The sequence below is a fragment of the Ureibacillus yapensis genome (assembly GCF_003515775.1).
Lineage (GTDB): Bacteria > Bacillota > Bacilli > Bacillales_A > Planococcaceae > Ureibacillus > Ureibacillus yapensis.
In genome coordinates, this window is sequence record NZ_QWEI01000004.1 from 208,958 (window position 1) to 234,404 (window position 25,447).

Here is a 25,447-nt window from a genome sequence, read left to right on the forward strand (position 1 = left end):
TATCTACATCCCTTCCTCGTGAACACAATGAACAAAACATTCACAATGGTTTTAAAACACAATATTTTGCAATCGCTTACAGGAGTAGAATGATAATTTATAATTTTCAGAAAGGAAGATGAGGTAAATCGCTCTACAGAATTTAAACAAGGGAGGATGTATAATATGTTAGCTTTATTAGGATTTCTAATGATAATAGTGTTCATGATTTTGATTATGACAGGGCGGCTTTCGGCAATGGTTGCGTTGATTGCAATTCCGATCATATTCGCTGTTATCGGTGGGTTCGGCGCAGAAATGGGCCCCATGATGTTGGAAGGGATTAAAGGCGTTGCTCCAACAGGAATCATGATTTTATTCGCCATTCTGTTTTTTGGTGTTTTGATTGATGCGGGAGTTTTTGATCCCATTATTAATACGATTCTTAAGGTGGTAAAAGGCGATCCTGTAAAAATTGCCATTGGTACGGCAATTTTAGCTCTTCTAATTTCTTTAGATGGTGATGGTACGACAACTTACATGATTACCATTTCGGCCATGCTTCCGCTTTACAAGAGAATTGGCATGAAACCGATTATCTTGGCAGGTATCGCCATTTCGGCTTCAGGGGTAATGAACCTGCTGCCTTGGGGAGGACCAACTGCTAGGGTAATGACATCTTTGAATCTTGAAATGTCCGAAGTGTTCACACCAGTTATACCTGCTATGGTTGGAGGAGCCATTTTTGTTCTGTTTATGGCTTTCTGGTTAGGAAGACAAGAAAGAAAGAGAATTGGTGTAGCGCAAATTGACTACTCAGCAATGCTTCAAACGGCAGCGACAGTGGAAGACGACCATCTTAAGCGTCCTAAATTGATAATTTTCAACTATGCTTTAACAATTATCCTTTTAGTAGCATTAATCTCTGAGTTAATGCCGCCGGTTGCATTGTTCATGCTTGGTTTTGCCATCGCGATTACTGTGAATTATCCAAAAATGAGAGACCAGAAAGAACGTGTGGCCAATTATGCGGATAATGCGTTATCTGTTGTATCCATGGTCTTTGCAGCAGGAATTTTCACGGGAATTTTATCGGGCACTGGAATGGTGGATGCAATGGCAAACTCCGTTATTGATTATATCCCGGATGCATTGGGTGCCCGGTTTGCCATTATAACAGCTATCCTAAGTGCACCTTTTACGTTCTTTATGTCCAATGACGCCTTTTACTATGGAGTACTTCCGCTGCTTGCCAAGGCAGGAGCAGTATACGGGATTGATCCTGCAGTACTCGGGCGTGCGGCACTTTTGGGGCAGCCGGTCCACTTATTAAGTCCGCTTGTTCCATCCACTTTCTTGTTGGTAGGGATGGTAGGGGAAGACTTCGGGAAATTGCAGCGTCTTGTTCTGCCATGGGCATTCGGTTCAACGATTGTCATGATTATCGTATGTGTCCTATTAGGAATTATCCCTTTTTAAGATTCAATTCAAAAGGAAGAGCACATTTTTATTGCTGCTCTTCCTTTTTTGCATTTTATTTTAAAATATTGAACTCCGCCAAGATCAATTCCTCTGTTTGTGGCATGGTGATTCCCAAATGCCAACAGCCCATTCCGGCTAATTCGTATTCATGAATAAGCCGCATTTTTGCAAGAAGGCTTCGTGAATCTTCAAACCATACTTCATGGGGGTCACCTTGTTCATCTACATAACGAAACCAAGGTGTCGCCGCTTTTTCATCAAAATGAATTTCGCTTTCTGTTTTTGTATAGAGCTTAATTGCATGTTGTATGGAATAAGATTTTGCATCTTTATCCTCCCCATTGATTGTCCAATCATAGGCATACTGGGGAATGCCAAGCATCAATTTTGAACGGGGAACAACCGAAACCGCATAATCCAATGTGTCTCTAATTTTGTTGATGGGGGCAATCGGACCGGATGGACCACCCGGCCAGTGCCAGTTATAAGTCATTAAAAATAGCCGGTCCACGTATTTGCCGAGTGTTTCATAATCGTAGGCAGCGGAATAATCCGGAATTCTGTCGCCTTCTTTTGGAGGAACGGCCATCATCAGTTCCATGCCGACCGGATGAAGCTTTGCCGCCAGTTCTTTTGCAAACAGATTCAGGCTATCTCGATCTTCATTTTTGATGCTTTCAAAATCAACGACAATCCCTTTATAATCATGGCTATCCAAAAGAGCGTAAATGTTGGAAATCAGTTTTTTCCGAATGGAGGCGTTATTTAGTATTTCGTGCGTCAAATCAGGGTCGAACCCTTTTTCGGTAATGTTGGTTAACGTCGCATAAGGAACCAGTTGTTTTCTCCACGCCAGTAGATGTGCTTCATTTTCCTCAACCAAAATAATATTTCCATTTGCATCTGGACGATATTCAAATACGAAAACGCCGGACAGTGTATTTTTATAATTATCCAACATCCAATTATTTTTTTCTTTATCTTTCGGAATTAAGTAAGAGCCAATCCAAAGAGGTGCTTTCGGCAGCCTTGGGATGACTAATTTTTGCCCGGGAATAATTTGGGAGCTGGTTATGTTATTCTTGTTCATCAATGTTTCTTCACTGATGGCATGATGTCTGGCGATTTTCCAAATCGAATCCATTGGCTGCACCACATAATTGTCGGTCGGAATCAACAATGCCTGTCCCAAAACAAGATGGGAATTCACAGTTAATCCATTTAATTTGGCAATGTCATCAATCGATATTCCATATTGCTTTGAGATTTTTGTTAAGCTATCACCGGCGTTCACCTTGTGAATGACTTGTGCATTGGCCGTGAATGGAATAGCGAGAACTACTAAACAAAATAACAACAGGATGGATAATTTCGTTCGCATATGATCATCTCACAGTCCTTTTGGATAGTATAAGCGGAATACTGTTATAAATACCTCAAAGCTTTTGTACTCTTTTCAATTCCTAATTGTGAAAAAAGTGAATTGTTTAACAGATTGTGAGAAAATGGGGTGAATGATTAAAAGAAGGTGAAGAGATGTATAAAGTCGGAATTGTCGGTCCGGAACGTTCGGTTGAAAGAATTATCTACTATGCCGAGAAAATCCAGAATGACTTGACGTTTATTGGATATTCTTATCATACTGCCAGCGAAACGGTCGAAATCCTGGATAACCATCATAATGAAGTGGACTTTTGGTTGTTCTCGGGTAACATTCCCTATACAATTGCCCAGCAGTCAAAACATTATTCGAAAGAACGGATGCAGTTCATAAATATATCGATTAATTCCTTCTATCGCGGCATCTTGGAACTAAGCCATGAGATTGGCAGGCTCGCCAAAAACGTCAGCGTCGATACATTGGATATTTTGGAACAAGACTATCAAACAAGAATTGAAGAACTAAAAGGTCTATTGGATCATCTTTTTATTAAGCGTTTCAATTCACAGACAACCATCGACGAAATTGCAGAACATCATTTGGCTCTTTGGAAGAATAATGAAATCGACATCGTGATGACCGCCTATCCAGCCGTTCAGCAAAAGTTAAAGGACAAAAACATCCCCGTCTATTGGATCGGGCCTATGGAACAGGATATCTATTATACATTGCAGCTATTCAGGGAAAAAATTCAGACCTTTTATTATAAAGAAACGCAAACAACCGCGCTGATTGTACAAGTGAAAAACTTTGACAAAATTAAGAAGGAGTATGCGCATGGCTATGGGCTTCACTTCAGGAAGTTAAATTTAACGAAAATTGTCCTGCAAATTTGCGAAAAAATAGATGGTTATTTTATCGACGAAGGAAATGGGCGATTTATACTGTTTAGTTCCCGTGGGATTGTCGAACGCAATATAGATTCCATCTATGAAATGATTTCTATTTTGGAAGTGGAAGCAGGGCAGCCGACACTCGCCGGGATTGGACATGCCACGACGGTTTACTATGCAGAGAGCTTTGCAGATAGTGCCTTGCAGCAGGCAGTGGAGAAAGAGATTAAAGGCATTGTCATTATGGGGGAAGATGGTACCATCACTGAATATCTTCAAAATTCATCAAAACTCACCTACGCGAGCAGAATTGAAAATATGGAAGTGATTGAAAAATTGCAGGATACCTCCATAAGTCCCAAGATGTTCAGTAAAATAGAGGCAAAATTAACCGAATTAAAGTTGAACAGTTTTAGCGCCAAAACGTTGGCAAAGGAAATGGATATGTCAGATCGCAATGCCCAACGCATTCTCTCGGAGTTATTATCTGTTGGCCTTGTTTCGTATTGCGGAACCGAAAATCGAAGTACACGGGGACGATCGGCAAAATTATATGAGCTCAGCAAGGAAATATATGACTAGTAAAGCCCTCTTTAGCTTGTTGTACAAAGTGAAATTCATTTTGTACAGCAAGCTTTTTTAATTATTAAAACGCCGGAAATTGGGCAATTTAAGTGGGGATAAAACTATTTCCAAATTATTTTATTGCTTAACATCTTGTATTTCAATTAAAATAGAAATATAATTTGTGAATAATTAACGAAATATTCGTTAAAAGGGGGCTTTTTATGACAGAAGTAGTTTTGGAAAAAAAGATGAGAAATATGTTGGTTGTTTTATTGTTTTTAGGGTGGGCAGTCGGTAATCTCGACCGCTATTTAATGAACTATGCGATTGTGTATATCGGCGATGATTTATCATTGACAAATACCGAGACAGGCATGGTATTGAGTTCATTTTTCCTTGGATACGCTTTAATGCAAATGCCAGGTGGAATTTTGGCAGACCGCTTCGGTGCTAAGCGAATCTTATTGTTTGCAGTAATCATATGGTCAATCTTCACTGGATTGACAGCGGTTGCATGGACATTGGGGATTATGCTTGTTATCCGATTTTTATTCGGTATTGGAGAAGGTGGATTTCAACCTGCTGCATCCAAAATCATTACCACGTATTATCCGGAAAACGAGCGAAGCAAGGTAATGTCCATCATGCTTTCCTCTAGTTCGATTATGTCGATGTTGGTACCGATTATTTCTGCAGTACTGCTCGTAACAATTGGTTGGCGTGCAATCTTTGTAATCGCTGCCATCATTGGTGTCATCATTGTTGTTTTATATTGGAAAGTTGTACCAAGTGATAAAGTGGCTCAGGAGACGGATGAAGCTCCTAGAGTAAAGGAAATTGTAGGGAAATTAGTGAAGATGCCATTTATGTGGAGTCTTGTAGTTTCTTACTTCACGATCTACGCTGTAAACTGGGGATTGAATTCGTGGATTCCGACGTATTTATCGAATGTGCGCAATCTTGATTTATTGTCCATCGGCGGATGGCAAGTAATACCTGGCGTCATTATGCTGATTGCCATGTTTTTGAGTGGGTACTTCATTGATAAATTGGATTTAAAAGTATCCAAAGTGATTGGTGCTGTTTTTGCGTTATTACTGGCGGTATTCTTATTGCTTATGTTCAATGCGACTAGCATCGGTTTGTTTATCACGTACCAATGTATCGTCATGTTCTTAATGACATTCGTGATTTTGCTGCTTCCTTCATTCATCTTAAAGAAAATTCCGGCTGAATATGCGGGAACGGCAATGGGAATGGCAAATACCGGCGGACAGCTGGCAGGATTTGTCACGCCAACTTTGATTGGTATGATGGTAGATGCATTTGATGGATCTTATAATGCAGCGGTTTGGATGCTTGTCATCATCTCGATTATTTGCGTAATCAGTATTTTATCGATTACACAAAGAAAACAAAATGTGGGAGGTACAGCATGACTTTATCAAACAAAGAATTCAATGTCTCGGAAGTAATTAATGCAAAAAAAGAGATGTTTACTTCATTGAGTGATAAAATCTGGGAACATCCCGAATTGCATTTCAAGGAAAAATATGCCGTATCGCTAATGGAAGAAGCACTGTCGGCAGAGGGTTTCCAAGTTCAAAAGAATGTAGCCAATCTAGAAACGGCGATTATGGGCAGCTTTGGCAATGGCCCAACAGTTATAGCCTTTTTGGGCGAATATGATGCACTGCCATTCTTAAGCCAGGAAGGCGGCCAGACCGAGTTTTGCCCGGTAGAAGAAGGCGGCAACGGACACGGATGCGGGCATAATCTATTAGGTGTAGGTGCTTTTGCTGCGGCAGTAGCGGCAAAAGCTTATGTAGAAAAAACAAACGCACCGTTTACCATTCGCTTTTATGGCTGCCCGGCTGAGGAAAATGGTTCGGGAAAAGCCCATATGACAACACATGGCGTTTTTGATGATGTCGATCTGGCCATTTCATGGCACCCGAACTATATGAATAGCACCATGAATATGAGAACGCTTGCAAATTATTCCGCTGTCTTCAAATTTACAGGGAAAAGTGCACATGCTTCAGCGGCGCCGCATCTTGGCCGTAGTGCGCTTGACGCGGTGGAACTAATGAATGTGGGCGTGAATTATTTACGTGAACATATAATTCAAGAGGCACGCGTGCATTATGCTGTGCTGCATACAGGCGGTACATCGCCGAATGTTGTGCAGCCGTATGCGGAAGTAATGTATTTGATCCGTGCACCAAAGAAACAGCAGGTCATGGAGATCCATAAGCGCATACAAAAGATTGCGCAAGGTGCAGCATTGATGACCGAGACCACAGTTAAGGAAGCATTCGAAGGAACGGCATCTGATTTGATACCTAATCAAACACTTGCAGAAGTCATGCAGATGCAATTCGAAAAAGCAGCACCTCTTCATTTTGATGAGCAGGAGCTAGCATTTGCAGCAAAAATCTATGAAACGTTGGATCCGGAAGTGAAATCGGGTGCAGATATGGCCCTGTCGCCGGATCAGAAAAAAGCCTTAGGTGATCACCGATTATCGAACCTTATAATGCCCCTTGCTCCTGAAGCCATGTTATATGGCTCAACGGATGTGGGCGATGTGAGCTGGGTAACGCCAACCGTACAATGCTTCGCAACAAGCTTGGTATGGGGCACTCCACTTCATACATGGCAGGTTGTTTCAGTGGGGAAAACGTCGATCGGCCATAAAGGGATGCTTTATGCAGCAGAAATTATGTCGAGAACGGCCATACACTGTATGGAAAATCCCGAAGTGATCGACCAGGCAAAGCAGGAACTAAAAACGCGTTTAAATGGTGAACAATATAAATCGCTAATCCCGGAGAATTAGCATCAAAGAGGAGATGTTCCGTTTTATTGGGCATCTCCTTTTTAAGACTTTAACAGCGAGGTGATGAGATGATTGAATCTATTATTGAAAAAGCGAAAGCAGAATCGCAGAAAGGGCAATTGGCGTCCTATATTCCGGCGTTGGCCAATCAGCCTAAGGATTTATTTGCTGCATATCTGATTGATGAAAACGGAGAAGTCTTAAAATTTGGAGATATTGATTTTAAATTTACGCTGCAAAGCATCTCGAAGGTCATGAACTTTATTGTGGCTGCGGAATCTTTGGGTCTTGATAATGTCCTCGATAAAGTGGATGTAGAGCCAACAGGGGATCCTTTTAATTCGATTGTTCGGTTGGAAGTCGCCGAGAAAGGGAAGCCATTTAACCCCATGATCAATGCCGGAGCCATCACGGTTGCATCACTTCTGCCGGGAAAAAGCGTTGATGCGCGTGTCCAGTCGGTTACAGATTTTCTAGCGGAGGTAACAGGGCACGCACATGCAGTAAATCAGGAAGTGTATCAGTCCGAACTTGAAACGGCTTATCGCAACCGCGCCATTGCCAATTATTTAAAAGCGAATAATTACCTGGAGGGAACGGTGGAAGAAGCAGTTGAAACATATCTCCAGCTGTGCTCAATTGAAGTTTCAACAGAAGATTTGGCGAAGTTTGGGCTGTTTTTAGCCTATGATGGGTTGGACACAAGTCAGGATAAACGCCTAATCTCCCAAAAAACAGCCCAGTTTACAAAGGCGCTCATGATGACGTGCGGTCTCTATAATGCTTCGGGAAAATATGCTGCAACAGTTGGTTTTCCTATGAAAAGCGGTGTATCCGGAGGAATTTTGGGAACCATCCAGACCGGGCAAGTCGAACATCTCAAAGGGCGCATGGGTATTGCTGTATTCAGCGCGGCTATTGACGAGGTAGGAAATAGTGTAGCAGGAATGCATTTTTTGGAAAGTTTATCTGAACAATATGATTTAAGTGTGTTCTAGGAAAGCCAGTATGGGAAAACGAAAGCATAAAATTTCTGCTGTGGAATTTTATGCTTTTTAGTTTTCCTAATAGGTTGTTACTTTCAAGGTTTGTTGGAGGGTATAAATCCAGCGTTGCCACCAGGAAAGAGTATCCTGGAATTCTTCTGCATCGAGTGTATACATAGCGTCCTCATTTTCCCAAAGACGCTCAAAATAATTTTCCATGCTCACGACTAAATCACTTTTATTTGGAGCCATGATGCGCAGGTTATTTTCCAAATTGTAATTATACAATGTTCGCTCTGTATAATTGGCGGAGCCGCTGGAAATAATCGTTTGTTCTTCGGTTTGAATCCAGATTGCCTTGGTGTGATACTGGCCGACAACGGTATTGTACCAGCGGATAGCTAGATAATTCTGATCCGCATCTTCCAGCAGTTCATTGACAACAGGCCTGTTCGGAAGGCCCGTTTTTTCCCTGCCAAAAGAGTTTTCATTCGGATCTAAAATCATCTTTATCTCTACGCCTCGATTAGCTGCATCTGTCAAGGCGTCCACAATCTTGCGCTCTGCAATGAAAAACATCCCCAGCCAAATTTTATCTCCTTTTTTCGTAGCGGCTATGTCACTGAGTAAAGCGTCCAAAATTTTTCTTTCAGTTAAATACTGTACTTTATACTGACCGCCGCTTTCCTTGGGCTGCGTTGCTCTCGGTAATTTTGGACCGCCCGACATGATGGATACTGCTTCCTCGGATTCCAAAATATCATTGATGACAGATCCTTGGACTTTTAATGCCAGGTTACCATGGAAGCCGCTTCCGTCGTGTGGGTTTGATGAGGTGATAATGGCTTCCTTTTCCGATACGGCAGCTTTTCGATGATTGGCTTTGACGTTTAATAGTTCGAGATAAGAGGAAAGGTTCATTTTTGGTGCTTTACTGGACATCGCATTGCTAATCCATCCTTCCCCTTCATGGTCAAACCATTGGAGAAATATGCGGTAAATTCCCGAATAAGCCGGTGTTGAATCACGCAGCTTTTTTAGATCCGTATAAACAATTTCTACACCTGCTTCACGCATTTTTTTAAACCATTTCGTTTCATAGGAACCATAGCCTTTGTTTAATGGGTCCGTAATGAAAATAACCGGCATATCCGGATTTTCTCTCTTTTTATTTGCAAGTTTGGAAGACATGGTATCCGCAATTGGCGGGAAATCTTCCTTTTCATCGTAATATCCATCCATTAAAAAGAAGTCTACCACAACAAATTCTTCCGCTTCCTCAATCAATCCATAAACTTCCTTAAATATATGATTTTCATGTTGACGGCCTGTCCCTTTTTTGTCCTGTGCGAATGTTAAATCAGTGATCAACTCAATATGATCTGTTTCATGAAGCTCCCCTTCATAAGAAATACCTTTTGGCAGAGGTTTATATGTGTGCCATAAAATCACTGCTATATAAAGTGTAAAGAGCAGCAGTAAAGAGGCTACTATAATTTTCTTTCTTCTACTCCAGCTATCTATTTTCTTTTGGACTTTTTTCATTGAAAAACCTCCGATGGGATTGCTTCTTTCTAAATTTTTTCCCGTCATGGCGGAAAGTTAAACAGCGCTAGGTTGATTGATTAAGAATAGATAGATGGTATTTTTTACAAAAAATGTAGAACAAGGCTTAGCGAGGTTATATAATATGCATACCAAAATAAATGAAAAGTAGGGTACTTATGTCGATTTCCTTTTCGCAGATTTTCATTGTGTTTATTTTTATTGGGGGGCCGCTGCTGCTCCAAATCATGGCAAAAAAATGGACTTGGCTCGCTACAGTCATTGCAGGGTATATTTTATATGCATTATGGGGAATGGTTCTGCACAGTACGTCGGATGTGACGGAATACGGCACTGGCTATGGAATGCTCATTCCTCCTTATTTAATCTTCATTACATTATTAGGCATGTTCTTGCAAAAAATGAGCGATAAGTCAAAAAAGGAAAAAGAACATCTGAAAGAATGATTCCCTATTCATCAAGAACTTGGAAACGTCAGACCCTCTTTTCGTCGGAGGTTTTGACGTTTTTTATCTAATTAGCCTAGAAATTGACTAAAACATGTTTGAACCTGATGAACTTGAGGGTAGTGAACAAGTATGCAGGATGCATGAAAAAACTGTAGGAGGAATCACGATGAAAAAATTGATGAAATCGGTAGTTCCTGTATCGGCACTTCTTTTAATGTTGGCAGGATGTGCAGAAGATGAAGAAGACGTGAATGTAGATGTGCAAGAAGAAGAGCCGGCAACAACTGATGGAGAAGATGACGTGAACATCATTGAAGAAGATGGTGAAGGCGAGAGCAATACAGAAACAAATACAGAAACGAATACGGAATTGGCGCCAAGTACTGACTCAGAAGGAAGTACTGAAGATGAAGCGGAAGATTCTGTAGAGACTCCGGATGACAGCACTGAAACTACTCCAGAAACTGAAACAGAACAGCAATAGACAAACAAACCGTTTTAATAGGAGGGTAATGTAATTATGGCTAATTTATCAACCTATGAAGAACAATTAAGAGAAAAATATGTAGATCATGAAGAAGTGGTGAAAGTCGGTGAAAAAACATTCGTTTGCGTTTTATCGTTGAAAGGCGGCTATGAACATATCGGCCATGCGACAGACAATAACTCGACAGACGATAAATTCACGGACAATGCCCTTCGAGAGAAAGCGCGCAAAGCAGCTTACGAAAGCCTTGAAAATTACGATCGTTTCCATGAAGCGTACACGAAAGTTTCGGGCGCTATTTAATTCCAATAGAATTTTAATGTTTTAGCTAATAAAAGTTTTTTCCTCCCTTAAAAAACATATATTAGTTCGAAGAAGCAGGGTTTCTTTTGTGAACCCTGCTTTTTTGGTGGATTTTGAAACATGGGGTGAAGCTTTTGGGACAATAGAAAGTGTGAAAGTTTGATAGGAAGAGTGTGCTAGGGTAGGCACAAGTAAAGAGTGTGTAAATGTCCTTTTGTAGGAAAATCCATGTTTAAAGGTAATATAGAGGAGCTGTAAATTCCCTTTTGCAGTGAAAGTTATGTTCAAAGGTCACATAGAACAGCCGTAAATTCCCTTTTGCAGTGAAAGTTATATTCAAAGGTCACATAGAGGAGCTGTAAATTCCCTTTTGCAGTGAAAGTGATGTTCGAAGGTCACATAGAGGAGCTGTAAATTCCCTTTTGCAGTGAAAGTTATGTTCGAAGGTTACATAGAATAGCTGTAAATTCCCTTTTACAGTGAAAGTGATATTCAAAGGTTACATAGAGGAGCTGTAAATTCCCTTATATAGTAAAAGTTATGTTTAAAGGTTGCCTAGAGGGGTTCTATATGCCCTTATAAAGTAAATAACATACTCAAACGTCATATAGTGATGAAATACCAATTGGGATAAGAACGTTTATCTAAAATATCAATAACCGAGCAACCTCCAAGTGAAGCTGCTCGGTTTCCATATAATTTATGCAAAGATTTGTCCACCGTTGACATGGATGATTTGCCCCGTCACAAAGGCGGAGTCATTCGATGCTAAATAGACATAAGCCGGTGCCAGCTCGAATGGCTGACCTTGGCGATCCATTGGATTTCCTGCTTGCGCTACTTGCTCCGGTGAAAAGCTGGCAGGAATCAATGGTGTCCATACTCTTCCTGGTGCGACCGCATTCACGCGAATTCCTTTGCTTACCAAACTTTTTGCCAGCGAGCGTGTCATTCCCACGGTTGCGGCTTTTGTCATGGAATAATCCATCAATTTGTCATTTCCGTCAAATGCGACGACAGACGCCGTATTGACGATGGCACTGCCGGATTTCATGTGTTTCAACGCTTCGCGTGTTGTATAGAAATGAGAGTAAACATTGACTTTGAATGTTTCATCAAATTGTTCATCCGGTATTTTGGTAAAGTCTGTTTGTTCATATTGAACACCCACATGGTTTACCAAAATATCCAGTTGGCCAAATGTTTCAACCGTCTTTGTAACAATGTCGCTGCATTGTTGTTTGTCTCTTAAATCACCTGGCAACAGTAAGCATTTTTGGCCCAGTTCTTCGATTCTTGTTTTTGTCCGATTGGCATCTTCTTCTTCCTGCTCACCGTAGTAGGAGATGGCTACATTTGCGCCTTCTTTGGCAAATGCAATGGCTGTCGCTGCGCCAATCCCGCTGTCTCCGCCTGTTATAAGAGCGACTTTATGTTTTAGCTTGCCGCTGCCTACATATTGAGGATTTTCAATAATCGGCTTTGGCTCCATTAACCCCTCAATTCCCGGTTGCTGCGGTTGCGTTTGCTCAGGAACTGTAAGCGTTACCTCTTGTTCTTGCGTAATTTTTTTGTAATTTGGATTTTTTGGATATTCTTGTTCATTTGTCATGGTTGCTTCAATCCTCCTAATTGTTGTACGCAGATGCTACTAAACCAATAAAGAAGAAGAGCATGTAATTCAAAAGAGAAAACATGCTCCCATAGCCTATTTAAATAGGTTCGGTTGACTTAGCCGATAGCTGTTGGGCGATTCCAGTGACGACCGATGCGCAGTGCTTCGATAAATGATTCGATTGTTTGGACAACCCCTTCGTCCCCAACCTTTACAGTTGGATTAGTTGTAGGGGCAACCAATAGAGAAATCGGTTTATAGTGATTGAAAGTTTCTGTGATAAACTCATTTAGTTTATTTTTCATCTTTTGATCATCGAATTTTGCTGCTACAATCAATCCATCATAAAGCACTGGGTGAGTCGTATCCATGGTATGGTCAACTACTAACCCCTGGATTGTTTGTTGGCGGTCGCTTACTAATTCAACCGTAATTTTTTCGGCTTTTAACGGCTCTATTATCTTTGCCAGATCTTCCGTGGTCTCATTCACAACAATCGCTACTTTTTTGGTTTCTGTAGATAGCACAGGGTTGATATACATACTAACTGCTGGAGAAACTTTGTCGGTTTCTACATGCTGTTTATTTGTTGGTGGTTGTACTCCCACATTCATCGCCAATTGTGTAGCCAGGTTCCCATCAATATGCGAGAACATTTCCACGACTTGCTGACGAACTTCAAGACGCATTACTTTCCCCACTTCGAAGCTGGCTGCTTTAATCAGATGTTCTTTTTCAATATCCGTCAAACTCAACCAGAACATACGAGCTTGAGAGAAATGATCTTCAAAGGACTTGCTTCGTTCACGCACCTTCATGCCATCCACTTTTTCTTGGTAGTGTTCGTATCCGCCCTCACTCGCCGGTACAGGGGCAGGAGTATTTTGATGGATTGAGTTTTTGTGATAGCTTACTGGTCCGACATTGATTGTTTGGCGGCCATATCCATCACGCTGATTATTATGGAAAGGGCAAACTGGACGGTTGATCGGCAGCTCGTGGAAGTTCGGACCACCCAAGCGAATCAATTGTGTATCAGTGTATGAGAATAAGCGCCCTTGCAATAAAGGGTCATTTGAAAAATCGATGCCAGGCACAACATGTCCTACATGGAAAGCGACTTGTTCCGTTTCTGCAAAGAAATTATCGACATTGCGATTCAATGTCATTTTCCCTAGAATACGAACCGGCACTTCTTCTTCAGGCCAAATTTTCGTTGGGTCCAAAATATCGAAATCAAACTTGAACTCGTCTTCTTGTGGAATCAGTTGAACTCCTAACTCAAATTCCGGGAAATTTCCTTGCTCGATATTTTCATATAAGTCACGGCGATGGAAGTCCGGATCTTTACCGGCCACTTTTTGTGCTTCATCCCAAACGAATGAATGTACACCCAGTTTTGGCTTCCAGTGGAACTTAACAAAGTGGGCTTTGCCCGCTGCATTGACAAAACGGAAAGTATTGACGCCAAACCCTTCCATCATTCGATAACTGCGCGGAATCGCACGGTCAGATAGATGCCACATAATCATGTGAGCTGATTCCTGGTTATTCGCAATATAATCCCAGAATGTGTCATGGGCGCTCTGTGCTTGTGGGATTTCATTGTGGGGTTCAGGTTTTACTGCATGGATAAAGTCCGGGAATTTAATGGCATCTTGCATGAAGAAAACAGGAATATTATTCCCTACTAAATCATAATTGCCTTCCTCAGTATAAAACTTTGTGGCAAATCCACGTACGTCACGAACAGTATCCGAAGAACCTCTAGACCCCGCTACAGTGGAGAAGCGAACAAATACCGGTGTTTGTTTCCCTTTTTCCGAGAGGAATTTTGCTTTTGTTATGTCACTCGCGTCTTCATAACATTCAAAAATCCCATGGGCGGCTGTTCCGCGAGCATGAACAACGCGTTCCGGAATTCGTTCATGGTCAAAATGAGTCATCTTTTCACGGAAGTGAAAGTCCTCCATGATGGTTGGACCACGAGAACCAACCTTTAATGAGTGTTCATCTTCGGAAACTTTCAGGCCTTGATTGGTTGTCAAAGCTTTATTGCGATCGTCTGCTTTATACTGTTCAAGCTGCTGCAGTTTTTTATTCGTCATGAAAATTCCTCCTCTTTCCAAAAAATCATTCACCAATTCTTCTATTCCTTACTAATGGTTGCGGGAAACTACTACTTAAGTCTTATTTTAAGTAGTGTTATAATCTTCTGCTTTCCTGTAAACAGAGAAGTGGAGGATCTTTTGGGATTTAGCGAAAAAGAGTTTATGCGAGAAATTAAAAGTCTTAGCAATTAAATATTTGAATATACATAAAATTTAATTCTATATTGAACCTGTCTTTGGTATAATAATATAAACAAGTAAAAATTATTGCCAGCCAAATAATCAGTCTTAAAGGTGGTGATGGAGACAGGGGAAGGGGTTAAACATAAGCAATGGCCAAGCAGCAAGGAGAGAATGGGAAGAAAGAGAAATAGCAAGGAGAATTCATCTGCAAATATATTTCGGAAAATTCAAAATTTTTTTGAGAAAATAACACATAGGAAGGACGTTCTATTATGGGAAAATGGAAATTTTGGTCTTATGAAAATAAATTAGTCTTGATTTTCTTCTTTACTGTCGGATTTGTATTTTTTGATCGTTTAGCGATCAACTATTTATTCCCAATGATTTCTGCAGATTTAGGATTAAACTATACACAACTTGGACTGTTGGGAGCAGCTCTTGCATTAACTTGGTCCGTGTCGGGTCCTTTAGGGGGATTTATTTCGGATAAGGTAAAAAGCAAGAAAAAGATGTTGGCAATCTTGGTTCTTTTATTTTCCGTCATTTCATTAATGCATGGATTGGCGCAATCTTTTGGGATGTTATTTGTTTTGCGCCTGTTAATGGGGATTGTAGAAGGTCCGCTAATTCCACAAACACAATCGATTTTGGCGATGGAATCTTCCGAGCGCCGTAAAGGTTTCAACTTGGGCTTCACGATGAATACAAGCAACGCACTGTTTGGCAGCATCTTGGCTCCTATAGTGATTGTTGCGTTGGCAAGCGCATTTGACTGGCATACGGCATTTTATTTAACGATCATTCCAGGGCTGCTTTTAAGTTTCATTATTTTAAAGTCAGTGAAAAATCCAGATCCAGCAAAATTCCATAATATGCATTTAACAAAATCAATTGAAAAAATAAAAGTAAAAGATATATTGAAACACCGCAATATTTGGTTATCCATTGTTGTTTTCAGCTTAGTGATGACAACGCTGATGGCATTCCAGATTTTTGGTCCAACATACTTGGTGCAGGCTAAAGGGTTATCGGATACAACGATGAGTTTTGTGATGGCATCATTTGGTGTTGGATATGCGATTTTCGGCTTTTTAATTCCGGCGATTTCAGAACGCACAGGACGTAAATCGGCTTCAGTGGTGTCGGGGCTGCTATTAATTCTTGTACCGCTTTCAATAGTTTTTGTCGATTCGATTCCGTTAATGATGCTGCTTTTATTTATCGGATCAGCGGGTTCAGGGGTCATCGGGATGTCGATGTCGGTTATACCGGTCGAGTCTGTGCCATTGCAATATTCGGGTCTTGCCATTGGTTTAACGATCGGGATTGGAGAGTTGTTTGGCGGTTTCTTGAATCCCATGGTAAACGGTGCTTTGGCGGATGCATTTGGCATCCAAACACCGTTGCTCGTTGCAGCAGGTGCAGCGGTGGTTGCGCTGATCTTCACGTTCCTGTTTAAAGAAACGGCACCTTCAAAAGTGGGAACTGCTGCATTGGAAACTTCTTTGGAGGAAGAGACAGAAGAAGCAAAAGCAACTGTACAAATCTAATTTTTTACGATTGTCTTAAATAGAGAGAGCTTTAAATTAATATGCGGTAGAAGAGTTATTCCGTTTAGGTATGGGATAACTTTTTTTATTGATGTACACAACGAAATATAATATTTACATAATTTGGATGTGATAAAACCCTATTTTAGAAAAATAGATGAATAGGTCAAAATAAATATGAAAGAAAACTATGACTATTTTACGTTCTAAATATAAGAGAAAAATTCTTAAAAGGACTAAATAATAAGTTGAAACTATTATTAATTATGATAATAATACTATTATTCTTAATTTTTGAAATTATTCTTGAAAACCTTTACATTAACTTTTATACTACTAAAAAGAGCAAATTTCTTTTTTTAAACGTATATTTTGTATTTAGGAGGAATTTTATTGAAAATAAATGTAGCAGAAGTTATAAGCAATAGTAAATTTAACCGCTTTCATTTTATGTTGATTGCCTGGTGTTTTTTAATAATTTTATTTGATGGCTATGATTTAGTCGTATACGGGACGGTTGTTTCTGGATTAATGAATGATTGGGGCATTGATTCTGTTCAAGCAGGTTTAATTGGAAGTTATGGTCTTTTTGGAATGACGTTTGGAGCTATCGTTCTTGGGATTTTAGCCGATCGCTTGGGACGCAAAAATGTAACAGCCATTGCACTTGTGCTTTTTAGTTTATTTACTTTTTTGTGTGGGTTTGCCAATGACCCAACGACATTTTCGATTTTTCGATTTTTGGCAGGAATAGGACTTGGAGGAATCATGCCAAATGTCATTGCTTTGCTGACAGACTATTCGCCAAAGAAAATACGGAGTATGGTTGTTTCCATTGTATTATGCGGATATTCGGTAGGGGGCATGTTGGCGCCGATTTTGGGAATAGTGTTGATGCCTGACTTTGGCTGGGAAGCTATTTTTTATGTTGCAGCCATTCCATTGCTTTTACTTCCTGTTATTTATAAGCAGCTGCCTGAATCTGCTGTTTACTTAGCAAAGAAAAATAGAAAAGAAGAGTTATTTAAAATTTTAAAGAAAGTTGACCCGAACTTTACGTATAGCGAAAACGATGAAATCATGCATCTACCGACAGGAGAATCGAAGGTACCTGTTATTGATTTATTTAAAGAAAAACGCGGCTTGAGCACGGTCATGTTCTGGGTTGCATTCTTTAGTTGTTTGTTAATGGTTTACGGATTGAATACTTGGTTGCCAAAGTTAATGATCGAAGCGGGCTATGGTTTAACTTCAAGTTTAAGTTTCTTGGTAACACTGCAAGGCGGGGCCATTGTAGGTACATTGATTATTGCGCGCCTATGCGATAAATTCGGTTCCAAGAAAATGCTTGTCCCGATGTATGCTTCAGGGGCAATTGCGTTAACATTGTTAGGATTCGGTGGAAGTACATTTTATATTTATATTTTAGTAGCGATTGCAGGCGCGGCTACAATTGGTGCGCAAAATATCGTACAAGCCTATGTTTCCCAGTATTATCCGCCGTTTATCCGATCTACAGCCCTTGGAATGGCGTCGGGCATTGGACGGTTTGGCGGAATGATGGGACCAATATTGGGCGGATTCTTGCTTGGTGCAGGGTTATCCATGGAGCTGAATTTCCTGGCTTTTGCGATTCCAGGTCTAATAGCAGCAATTGCATTATCTCTGGTTCCAGAAAAGCGATCATACATTTATAATGCAAGCAGTAATTCGAAACAAAAATATAAAGAAAACAATATATCTGAAATTGTAGATCATTAGGAAATAGGGGATATCAAAAGGAGAAAACTCTTTTTGATATCCTTTTTTCCTATTTGTATAGTTAAAATATGGAAAATAATAAAAATATCTGAAATAATAAACTTATGTAAAAAGAGGAAGTTTATGATAATATAGGGGATTGTGTTAGGATTTGTTCTATAATGCAAAAGAAAATAAAAAAAACCTCCCATATCATGAGAGGACGAACAATTACAGAATGGTTTTCATAAGCAAGATATTTATTGAAAATTAATATCCGATAAACCATACAAGAGGTTGAACTGTTGGTTCAGTTGCAACAGCATAAGCAGCGGCAGCAACAACTGCAAATTTAATAAAAGAAGTAATTTTTTTCAAAGTGCTCCATTCCTTTCGTTAAAAATTTACTATAATCATATTGTACTAGTTAAAATTTAAATAAAACAAAATGTAAACTATTTTATACATATTTAAAGAAAGGGAGAACCAAATGGAAATAGGACAAGTTATTCGATATATTCGTACAAATAAAAAGATTACGCAGCAAGAACTGGCAAATGCTCTCGGAATGACGCGACCCTATATTGCACGCATTGAATCGGGTAAGAATAGTATTTCTTCCGATAAGTTGACTGAGATTCTTGAGTATTGCAATGTAACATATAACGAGTTTTTCTACATAAAAAATGATTATAAAAAGTCCTCGAAAATGAACGAGTTTAATAAAGTCATTGGCTTGTACTATGAGAACAAAATAGATGAAATATCAAAGATTAAAGAAAGCGTAGATCAGAAATATAAAGAAACTGGAGATAATTTTTTAAGACATCTATATATTCTCTGCCATTGTATGGAGAATAATCTAGACACCAGCAAAATTAAAGAAGAATATATTAATGAAATTGCCGAATATTTATTGAGTATGGAAGAATGGTGTTATCATGAGTTGGCGCTTTTGAATAATTTTATTTATATATTTCCGCCTGAAACAGCATTTATGATGACTAAAAACTTATTCAACCGTGCAGATAAATATAAAAACTTGAATCTAGATAAAAACATGTTGAGCTATATTTTCTTTAATCTATTAGAATCCAGCTTTAAACATGAAGGTTATCAATATTCGAAGATTGTATTAGATGCGACGAAGCGCTACTATACCAAAACAAGTGATTTCTTCGAACAAACTTTTGTCATTTATTATGAAGGAATGCTGAAAATTGTAGAAGGTTCGATTGCCGAAGGTGTTGAAGAATGCAATCGCGCATTTACCATTTTCCAAACATTGGGTCATGAACAACTTTATAAAAAATACAAAGCAGATTTGGATGATTTATTGAATAAAGTGGTTCATAAAAACTCATCTGGTGAGAATGTATAAAATAATGCACAAAAAATAAAATCCCTCTTAAAGTACGATTAAATTAAAAATAGCTACTTACAATATTCTGATGGTGCAAATTTCCTAAATACGTTTATTGCAGAAGTAGTTACATTGATTTAATAAAGAGGTGAAAAGGTGAATATAAAAAATGAGTATTTTTCCCTACATAAGAGGAATTTAGTATATATTATTACGGCATTGATTTTATTAACCTTATTATTTTTTATGCTTATTGCTAAAGGGTATGGACCAAATGCGGTTAGCTTGACCATTGTCTTCGTCATTCAATTATACCTGGGAATTTGCGTGAAAAAAATTTATGATGGATCCATCAAGTCCTTGCACGACACAGAACAACGCTTATATCATTCAGAAAAAGACAAACATTTTCTTTCTTATTATGACGACATTACAAAATTGCCAAATGAACGATATTTATTGGAAAAAATTAAAGAAAACCTTTCACTTGATACATCCAGTAAAGCCGTTCTTGTACTGGAAATCGATCGGCTGAATACCATTAAAACTTCTTTAGGCTCTTTTTATACGAATAAAATGCTTGAGTTAATTGCTGAAAGATTGAAAGTACAGTTCCCCGGCAGTACGATCGGCAAATTGAGGGAAGAGCAATTTTTAATCTTGATTGAACAAGATAATGGGCGGGAAGTGCTTCGTACGCAATGCAGGCAACTAATCCAAATGCTAGAAAATCCATATCATATTCAACATTTCTCATTAAACATATCGGTTCATATTGGCATAGCTTATTATCCTGAAGATACTCAAAATGAAGAAAACCTCATTAAATTTGCCCGATTTGCCATATTTGAAGCAAAAAAGCTGCCCGAACAAGTTACTTTTTATGAGCCGTCAATGGCGAACGGTAGAGAAGTGCAATTGGTTTTGGAAAATGAATTATACAAAGCACTCGAGAATAATGAGTTATTTTTGCAATATCAGCCTCAGCTGAAACTAAATAATACGGATCTGATTTCAATGGAAGCATTGGTTCGCTGGAAGCATCCGGAAAAGGGATTGATTCCGCCTTCGGATTTTATACCAATCGCGGAAGAGTCCGGATTAATAGTGCCTATTGGTAAATGGGTATTGGAAACAGCCTGCAGACATACGAAAGAACTTCAAGATGCTCTGGGACAGCCAGTGAGAGTAGCGGTAAATTTATCTCTTGGCCAGTTATTCCATGAAAATTTCGTTGAAGTGGTTCGGTCCATTTTAAAAGAGACGGATCTTTCTCCGGAGAGTCTGCAATTGGAAATAACCGAAAGTATGACAATGGACACTCAGTTCTTAATGCCGATTTTGCAAGACCTGAAAAAATTGGGTGTAACGATTGCTCTGGATGATTTCGGAAAGGGTTATTCTTCTTTGGCTTATTTAAAAGACCTGCCAATTGACTGTTTGAAAATTGATCGGGATTTTGTGAAAAATATGAAAGACGACGAACACGAGCCGTTAGTGGATTTAATTATTTCCATGGCAAAGCATTTAAAGCTGAATGTGGTTGCAGAAGGCGTAGAAACGATTGAACAGTTCAATTATTTATTGAATCGTGAATGTGATGCCATCCAAGGGTATTTGATCAGTAAACCAAGCTCGTTTGAAAAAGTACTGCATAATTGCAAAAACAAAGTAAATAGTCTTTGTTATAAAACGCAATCCGAGTATTATGGCTATATCAAACAACTATTTAATACAGATTAGAAAAGGAGCTGACTCAGTTCCTTTTTTCTTTTTGCATAAAAAAAGGGCAATCCCAAAATTGGGATTGCCCTTTATAAGCTTCAAATTAAAGTTTTACTACGTTAGAAGCTTGTGGTCCGCGGTTTCCTTCTTCAACTGAGAATTCAACTTTTTGACCTTCTTCTAAAGTTTTGAAACCGTCGCCTTGGATTGCAGAGAAGTGTACGAATACATCGTTTCCACCTTCAACTTCGATAAATCCAAAACCTTTTTCTGAGTTAAACCATTTTACTGTACCTTGTGTCATATTAATAGACCTCCAAAAAATTTACTGAATAACCAATTACTTCATAATACTAGAAAAAAATTCACACATTACAAAAAGTACCGAACGTTCACGATTACTTTTTGTAACATGTGAATTCATTAGATAAGAAGCAATATAATTATTCTTCTTAAAGTATACATGGGGTTGAAATAAAAGTCCACTGTTTTGTTGTAAAAGTTGATATTAAATTAAATTGTCGCGTTGGGAAGTTGAATTTTAAGGGAATTAACAGGCGTTTCCCCTCTTTTCCATTGTCCAGATACGAACGCCAGCCCCTCTAGCGTTTCGACTCCTCCTCCGAAGGCAAAAAGCGCCTTCACGTCGGAGTCTGCAATGCCTTTCGGAGCTAACGGGCGTTCTCCGCTTTTTATTTATGATATAAAAATTTTCCAAGTGAATATGATATAGTAGAATTAAGCAAGTTTTTTACTATTAGATATTTTTTTGCTTCATTTAATGGGGATGACCTAATTAAATGAAGTCCAGTCTCGGTGATTGTTACTGAAAGCTTTAGCGACGGTCACATTTCTGCCAAGGCGCATTTGATTTAAATGGGGTGTATAAATGAATAAAGTTTTTGCAATCGGCGATATTCATGGTTGTTATGATTTATTGGAAGCTCTACTGACGAAATGGAATCCACAGGAAGAGCAGTTGGTTTTCCTGGGGGACTATATTGATCGTGGGCCGGACAGCTTGAAAGTGTTGAAAAAAGTAATGCAGTTATCCCATGATTACGATGCCGTGGCATTAAGCGGAAATCATGAGCAGCTTTTTTTAGGGTGGCTTGAGAAGCCGGAAGAACTTTCGGAATTTTATTTCAATCCGAAGGTAGGGGGAGAAGCCGCGATTCAAAGTTTTTATTCCACGCCAGACTTTCATTTGATTGCGGACAATTTTTCCATTCATGAAATTGCCGCAAAAATTCAAGAAGAACATCATTCAGTCGTAGAGTTTATGAAAAGTTTGCGCCGCTTCTATCTTTTTGATCCTTTCCTTTTTGTTCATGCAGGAATATCTTGCACTGTTGAAAATTTCCGGGAAACGAAGCGAGATGACTTTTTCTGGATCCGGGAAGAGTTTTATGCCGTTCCACATAAGGCGAAGGAAATCGTCGTTTTTGGACATACGCCAACGGTTTTATTGAATGAAGATAAATCCAGCGATATTTGGATTTCTCCTTGCCAAAGAAAAATCGGCATTGATGGAGGAGGAGCCATTTATGAAAAAGGACAACTGCACGGAGTGGTTTTCGAAAAAGGATCAAAAGAAATTACGGATCATTCAGTTGGCTTAAATTTCGGTATCACTACCAAACACATCCGATTATAAATGAAAAGAGATAAAGGCATTTCGTGTAATGAGGTGAAAAGAAATGACGAATAAAGTGGAACATATTTTTAAACTGCAAACGAGCTGGAATGGCGGAAGAAATGATTCGAGTGAATTTGAGTGCGGAAATTTACAAACATTGTTTTCCATTCCACGTGTAATGGATGGTCCCGGAATCGGAACCAATCCAGATGAATTGCTGCTAAGTGCTGCTGCGGGTTGCTATATTATCTCGCTTGCTGCCATGCTGGAACGTTCATCCATTCAAGCTTCTCTTTCCCTCCATTCAGAAGGAATAGTGGAAGAGGAGAACAACATTCTTACTTATAAACAAATTACGCATCACATTGAAATTATCCTCAACGAAGCAAGCGATTCCAAGGAACGCATTGCCAAACGTTTAGCTGCCAAGGCAGAAGAGAGTTGCATGATTAGCAGAGCACTAAAAGGGAATGTAAAGGTTATAGTGGATTGTAAAATCAGTTCAGAAATTTAGAGATCGGAAAGAGAGTGAGGGTAATGACCTTTATCAAGCCAATCCTCCTAATATTGCTCGTTGCCGTTTTTATCTTTTTTATTAGTGGTCGACTAATTGGAGCAAACGTAAATATTTTCAAAAAAATCTTGTCCGTTATCATAAGTGTATCCTTCACAACATTCATCTTCTGGTATACCTACTTAAAAGGGACCGACTATAATTTTGATACAATGGGCAGTGTCGTCAATACTTCAAACTTATTATGGGTTGGCAGCATGCTGCTTATTTCAATGCTAATTTACTTGTTTTTTGAATTATTTGACCCTATTGCGCTTGATGAAAACAATGGCCGCCATTCTGGAAGAAAGTCTTTTTTTAAAAGATTGCTAGGCTACTGGAGACATCAAAAAAGATTGCGCAATGTAGTCAGTATTGCTGTTAAAAATGGAATCACGCGTACCGTTAAATATGCCAGAAATCGGGACAGTGACCGCGAGCTGGCCATAGCCCTGAGGGAAACTTTAGAGCAATGCGGAGGCATTTTTATCAAATTTGGCCAAGTGCTTTCTACTCGAAAAGAATTATTTTCACCTGTCTTTATAAAAGAGCTGGAAAAGCTTCAAAAAAACGTAAGTGAGTTGTCGGAGAAGCAAGTTCAAACCATTTTAAAGCAAAATCTACGAGGGGAACTGGATGAAGTTTTTTCCTATTTCGATACCAACCCGATTGCAGCTGCTTCGATTGGCCAAGTACATAAAGCAGTTTTGCGCAAAACAAATGAAAAAGTGGTTGTGAAGTTACTGCGCCCCGAAGTAAAAGAGATTATGCGTGAGGATTTAAGTATCTTAATCGAATTTGCCAACTGGATTTCCGACAAATCCCATTGGGCTGAAAGTATAGGATTCCGTGATCTGGCACAAGGGTTTGCAAGTTCACTCAGGGAAGAAATCGATTTTAATATAGAAGCCCGCAACATGATCCAAATACGCAATATATTGAAACAAAGCAAGCTGAATGTATCCATTCCAAAAGTTTATGAAGAATATAGCAACGAAAATATCCTGGTGATGGACTATGCAAAAGGCGTCTCTGTTGCCAATCTTGCGCAGGAAGATCTGTTGAACTGCCATGAGGTTGCCGAAACGATTCTTTTCTCTTATTTAGAGCAAGCACTTATTTCCGGTATTTTTCATGCGGACCCTCATCCAGGCAACATTCACTATGATGCAGCAACGAATGAAGTCGCCTTGCTGGATTTTGGAGCAGTTTGCCGACTTTCTTCCTCGCAGCAAGAAGGCTTAAAGCTGTTTTTCATGGGCATTCAACAAAACGATACAACCATTTTATATGATGGAATTTCCTTGTTGGTCAAGAACCGCAGCGATGTTGACCGTGCGGAACTGGAACATGCTGTGAGCCAAATTATTTTGAAAATTTCATATGTCGAACGAATTCGAACGGATGAAATTGTTTATTCCATTTTTGCGGTTATTCGTGATTTTGGTTTGCAATTTTATCCTTCGGTAAGCGTGGCCTTACGGGTCATTGTTACGTTGGATGGGACATTGCGGATTATCGATCGCAATTTCAATCTCTTTGAGGAAGCGAAACGTTTTTCAAAGAGTTATTTAAAAAACACATTAAAGAGACCGTTGTATGAACCGAAAGAAACGAAAGATCGAATCGAAGAAGAACTGGCACTGATACTGCCGAATTTAAGAAAAATTCCTCGAAGAGTAGACCAGTTATTCAAAAAAGTAGAAGATGGAAAACTCATCTTGCATCATGACATCTTTTCGGATAAAAACAATGCAAAATTTGTGACCCAATTATTTTCTAAATTTGTCCTGCTCTTTGTCGGGATTACCTTTGGCATTATTTCAGTGGCACTGTTGGCCATTTCTCAATTCATCAATACGGCGTATGCGATCTATTTAAACACGGCTGCCTATTTTGGCTTGTTTTTATGCGCCATCCTCCTCGTGAGATTATCCATCCAAGCGATCCGGGATATGAAGCGAAATGAATAAACTATCTAAAAGCCTCTTTCATTTAAAAAAGTGAAGGAGGCTTTTTTATGTTGCCGCCCT

Annotated in this window: 20 protein-coding genes; 15 read left to right on the plus strand and 5 right to left on the minus strand. The window is 39.3% G+C overall.

Going from position 1 to position 25,447, the window contains the following annotated elements; all coding sequences use genetic code 11:
• Positions 1 to 165 precede the first annotated feature (165 nt).
• A complete protein-coding gene (locus D1B33_RS10140) occupies positions 166 to 1,458 on the plus strand; it encodes a CitMHS family transporter (RefSeq protein ID WP_118876266.1) in 1,293 nt (430 codons plus the stop codon).
• Positions 1,459 to 1,513: 55 nt separating this feature from the next.
• Here D1B33_RS10140 and D1B33_RS10145 read toward each other — a convergent pair whose 3' ends face one another.
• Positions 1,514 to 2,842 carry a glycoside hydrolase family 18 protein gene (locus D1B33_RS10145; RefSeq protein WP_118876267.1) on the minus strand — a complete coding sequence of 443 codons (1,329 nt, stop codon included), beginning with the start codon at positions 2,840 to 2,842 and terminating at the stop codon, positions 1,514 to 1,516.
• Positions 2,843 to 2,997: 155 nt separating this feature from the next.
• Between D1B33_RS10145 and D1B33_RS10150 the strand changes: the two genes are divergently transcribed.
• The 4 genes from D1B33_RS10150 to glsA all read left to right on the plus strand — a co-directional run bounded on the left by D1B33_RS10150 (position 2,998) and on the right by glsA (position 8,142).
• Entirely contained in the window at positions 2,998 to 4,317 is a 1,320-nt protein-coding gene (locus D1B33_RS10150; protein ID WP_118876268.1) for a hypothetical protein, read from the plus strand.
• 206 nt (positions 4,318 to 4,523) lie between these two features.
• The gene (locus D1B33_RS10155) at positions 4,524 to 5,741 is read left to right on the plus strand and encodes an MFS transporter (protein WP_118876269.1); all 1,218 of its coding nucleotides are present in this window, start codon (positions 4,524 to 4,526) and stop codon (positions 5,739 to 5,741) included.
• A complete protein-coding gene (locus tag D1B33_RS10160) occupies positions 5,738 to 7,144 on the plus strand; it encodes an amidohydrolase (RefSeq protein ID WP_118876270.1) in 1,407 nt (468 codons plus the stop codon). Before D1B33_RS10155 ends, D1B33_RS10160 begins: the two co-directional genes overlap by 4 nt.
• A 68-nt stretch (positions 7,145 to 7,212) precedes the next feature.
• A complete protein-coding gene (gene glsA / locus D1B33_RS10165) occupies positions 7,213 to 8,142 on the plus strand; it encodes a glutaminase A (RefSeq protein WP_118876271.1) in 930 nt (309 codons plus the stop codon).
• A 66-nt stretch (positions 8,143 to 8,208) separates the two neighbouring features.
• Here the strand turns inward: glsA and D1B33_RS10170 are convergent, their stop codons facing one another.
• On the minus strand, positions 8,209 to 9,675 hold the full coding sequence (locus tag D1B33_RS10170) for a phospholipase D family protein (RefSeq protein ID WP_118876272.1): 1,467 nt from the start codon (positions 9,673 to 9,675) through the stop codon (positions 8,209 to 8,211).
• 179 nt (positions 9,676 to 9,854) lie between these two features.
• Between D1B33_RS10170 and D1B33_RS10175 the strand changes: the two genes are divergently transcribed.
• The 3 genes from D1B33_RS10175 (at position 9,855) to D1B33_RS10185 (ending at position 10,935) form a co-directional block, all read left to right on the plus strand.
• Positions 9,855 to 10,142 carry a hypothetical protein gene (locus D1B33_RS10175; protein WP_118876273.1) on the plus strand — a complete coding sequence of 96 codons (288 nt, stop codon included), beginning with the start codon at positions 9,855 to 9,857 and terminating at the stop codon, positions 10,140 to 10,142.
• A gap of 169 nt (positions 10,143 to 10,311) precedes the next feature.
• Positions 10,312 to 10,629, plus strand: a complete 318-nt coding sequence (locus D1B33_RS10180; RefSeq protein WP_118876274.1) for a hypothetical protein — start codon at positions 10,312 to 10,314, stop codon at positions 10,627 to 10,629.
• Positions 10,630 to 10,665: 36 nt separating this feature from the next.
• Positions 10,666 to 10,935 carry a hypothetical protein gene (locus D1B33_RS10185; RefSeq protein ID WP_118876275.1) on the plus strand — a complete coding sequence of 90 codons (270 nt, stop codon included), beginning with the start codon at positions 10,666 to 10,668 and terminating at the stop codon, positions 10,933 to 10,935.
• 700 nt (positions 10,936 to 11,635) lie between these two features.
• Here D1B33_RS10185 and D1B33_RS10190 read toward each other — a convergent pair.
• Together D1B33_RS10190 and D1B33_RS10195 are read right to left on the minus strand one after the other, a co-directional pair.
• Positions 11,636 to 12,547 carry an SDR family oxidoreductase gene (locus tag D1B33_RS10190; protein ID WP_118876276.1) on the minus strand — a complete coding sequence of 304 codons (912 nt, stop codon included), beginning with the start codon at positions 12,545 to 12,547 and terminating at the stop codon, positions 11,636 to 11,638.
• 119 nt (positions 12,548 to 12,666) lie between these two features.
• Entirely contained in the window at positions 12,667 to 14,658 is a 1,992-nt protein-coding gene (locus D1B33_RS10195) for a catalase (protein ID WP_118876277.1), read from the minus strand.
• 458 nt (positions 14,659 to 15,116) lie between these two features.
• Here D1B33_RS10195 and D1B33_RS10205 point away from each other — a divergent pair, with 458 nt between their 5' ends.
• The 4 genes from D1B33_RS10205 (at position 15,117) to D1B33_RS10220 (ending at position 21,240) form a co-directional block, all read left to right on the plus strand.
• The gene (locus D1B33_RS10205; RefSeq protein ID WP_233549450.1) at positions 15,117 to 16,394 is read left to right on the plus strand and encodes an MFS transporter; all 1,278 of its coding nucleotides are present in this window, start codon (positions 15,117 to 15,119) and stop codon (positions 16,392 to 16,394) included.
• A gap of 393 nt (positions 16,395 to 16,787) precedes the next feature.
• Positions 16,788 to 18,155: an MFS transporter gene (locus tag D1B33_RS10210; RefSeq protein WP_233549451.1), complete on the plus strand. Its 1,368-nt coding sequence runs from the start codon at positions 16,788 to 16,790 to the stop codon at positions 18,153 to 18,155.
• 469 nt (positions 18,156 to 18,624) lie between these two features.
• On the plus strand, positions 18,625 to 19,515 hold the full coding sequence (locus D1B33_RS10215; protein WP_118876279.1) for a helix-turn-helix domain-containing protein: 891 nt from the start codon (positions 18,625 to 18,627) through the stop codon (positions 19,513 to 19,515).
• A gap of 138 nt (positions 19,516 to 19,653) precedes the next feature.
• A complete protein-coding gene (locus tag D1B33_RS10220) occupies positions 19,654 to 21,240 on the plus strand; it encodes a putative bifunctional diguanylate cyclase/phosphodiesterase (protein WP_118876280.1) in 1,587 nt (528 codons plus the stop codon).
• Between the two features lie 85 nt (positions 21,241 to 21,325).
• On the opposite strand, the gene D1B33_RS10225 is transcribed toward D1B33_RS10220, so the two are convergent.
• Entirely contained in the window at positions 21,326 to 21,526 is a 201-nt protein-coding gene (locus tag D1B33_RS10225) for a cold-shock protein (RefSeq protein ID WP_118876281.1), read from the minus strand.
• Positions 21,527 to 22,111: 585 nt separating this feature from the next.
• Here D1B33_RS10225 and D1B33_RS10230 point away from each other — a divergent pair.
• The 3 genes from D1B33_RS10230 to D1B33_RS10240 are packed head-to-tail and all read left to right on the plus strand — an operon-like array spanning position 22,112 to position 25,387.
• Positions 22,112 to 22,879, plus strand: coding sequence for a metallophosphoesterase (locus D1B33_RS10230; protein WP_118876282.1), 768 nt, complete (start codon positions 22,112 to 22,114; stop codon positions 22,877 to 22,879).
• A 43-nt stretch (positions 22,880 to 22,922) separates the two neighbouring features.
• Positions 22,923 to 23,375, plus strand: coding sequence for an SACOL1771 family peroxiredoxin (locus D1B33_RS10235; protein WP_118876283.1), 453 nt, complete (start codon positions 22,923 to 22,925; stop codon positions 23,373 to 23,375).
• 23 nt (positions 23,376 to 23,398) lie between these two features.
• Complete coding sequence (locus tag D1B33_RS10240) at positions 23,399 to 25,387, plus strand: ABC1 kinase family protein (protein ID WP_118876284.1); 1,989 nt, start codon at positions 23,399 to 23,401, stop codon at positions 25,385 to 25,387.
• Positions 25,388 to 25,447 lie beyond the last annotated feature (60 nt).

What these genes read in the sequence shown, in the direction of transcription:
- D1B33_RS10140 (WP_118876266.1), top strand. Translation starts at nt 166, where the DNA reads ATGTTAGCTTTATTAGGATTTCTAATGATAATAGTGTTCATGATTTTG.
- D1B33_RS10145 (WP_118876267.1), bottom strand. Translation starts at nt 2,842, where the DNA reads ATGCGAACGAAATTATCCATCCTGTTGTTATTTTGTTTAGTAGTTCTC.
- D1B33_RS10150 (WP_118876268.1), top strand. Translation starts at nt 2,998, where the DNA reads ATGTATAAAGTCGGAATTGTCGGTCCGGAACGTTCGGTTGAAAGAATT.
- D1B33_RS10155 (WP_118876269.1), top strand. Translation starts at nt 4,524, where the DNA reads ATGACAGAAGTAGTTTTGGAAAAAAAGATGAGAAATATGTTGGTTGTT.
- D1B33_RS10160 (WP_118876270.1), top strand. Translation starts at nt 5,738, where the DNA reads ATGACTTTATCAAACAAAGAATTCAATGTCTCGGAAGTAATTAATGCA.
- glsA (WP_118876271.1), top strand. Translation starts at nt 7,213, where the DNA reads ATGATTGAATCTATTATTGAAAAAGCGAAAGCAGAATCGCAGAAAGGG.
- D1B33_RS10170 (WP_118876272.1), bottom strand. Translation starts at nt 9,675, where the DNA reads ATGAAAAAAGTCCAAAAGAAAATAGATAGCTGGAGTAGAAGAAAGAAA.
- D1B33_RS10175 (WP_118876273.1), top strand. Translation starts at nt 9,855, where the DNA reads ATGTCGATTTCCTTTTCGCAGATTTTCATTGTGTTTATTTTTATTGGG.
- D1B33_RS10180 (WP_118876274.1), top strand. Translation starts at nt 10,312, where the DNA reads ATGAAAAAATTGATGAAATCGGTAGTTCCTGTATCGGCACTTCTTTTA.
- D1B33_RS10185 (WP_118876275.1), top strand. Translation starts at nt 10,666, where the DNA reads ATGGCTAATTTATCAACCTATGAAGAACAATTAAGAGAAAAATATGTA.
- D1B33_RS10190 (WP_118876276.1), bottom strand. Translation starts at nt 12,547, where the DNA reads ATGACAAATGAACAAGAATATCCAAAAAATCCAAATTACAAAAAAATT.
- D1B33_RS10195 (WP_118876277.1), bottom strand. Translation starts at nt 14,658, where the DNA reads ATGACGAATAAAAAACTGCAGCAGCTTGAACAGTATAAAGCAGACGAT.
- D1B33_RS10205 (WP_233549450.1), top strand. Translation starts at nt 15,117, where the DNA reads ATGGGAAAATGGAAATTTTGGTCTTATGAAAATAAATTAGTCTTGATT.
- D1B33_RS10215 (WP_118876279.1), top strand. Translation starts at nt 18,625, where the DNA reads ATGGAAATAGGACAAGTTATTCGATATATTCGTACAAATAAAAAGATT.
- D1B33_RS10225 (WP_118876281.1), bottom strand. Translation starts at nt 21,526, where the DNA reads ATGACACAAGGTACAGTAAAATGGTTTAACTCAGAAAAAGGTTTTGGA.
- D1B33_RS10230 (WP_118876282.1), top strand. Translation starts at nt 22,112, where the DNA reads ATGAATAAAGTTTTTGCAATCGGCGATATTCATGGTTGTTATGATTTA.
- D1B33_RS10235 (WP_118876283.1), top strand. Translation starts at nt 22,923, where the DNA reads ATGACGAATAAAGTGGAACATATTTTTAAACTGCAAACGAGCTGGAAT.
- D1B33_RS10240 (WP_118876284.1), top strand. Translation starts at nt 23,399, where the DNA reads ATGACCTTTATCAAGCCAATCCTCCTAATATTGCTCGTTGCCGTTTTT.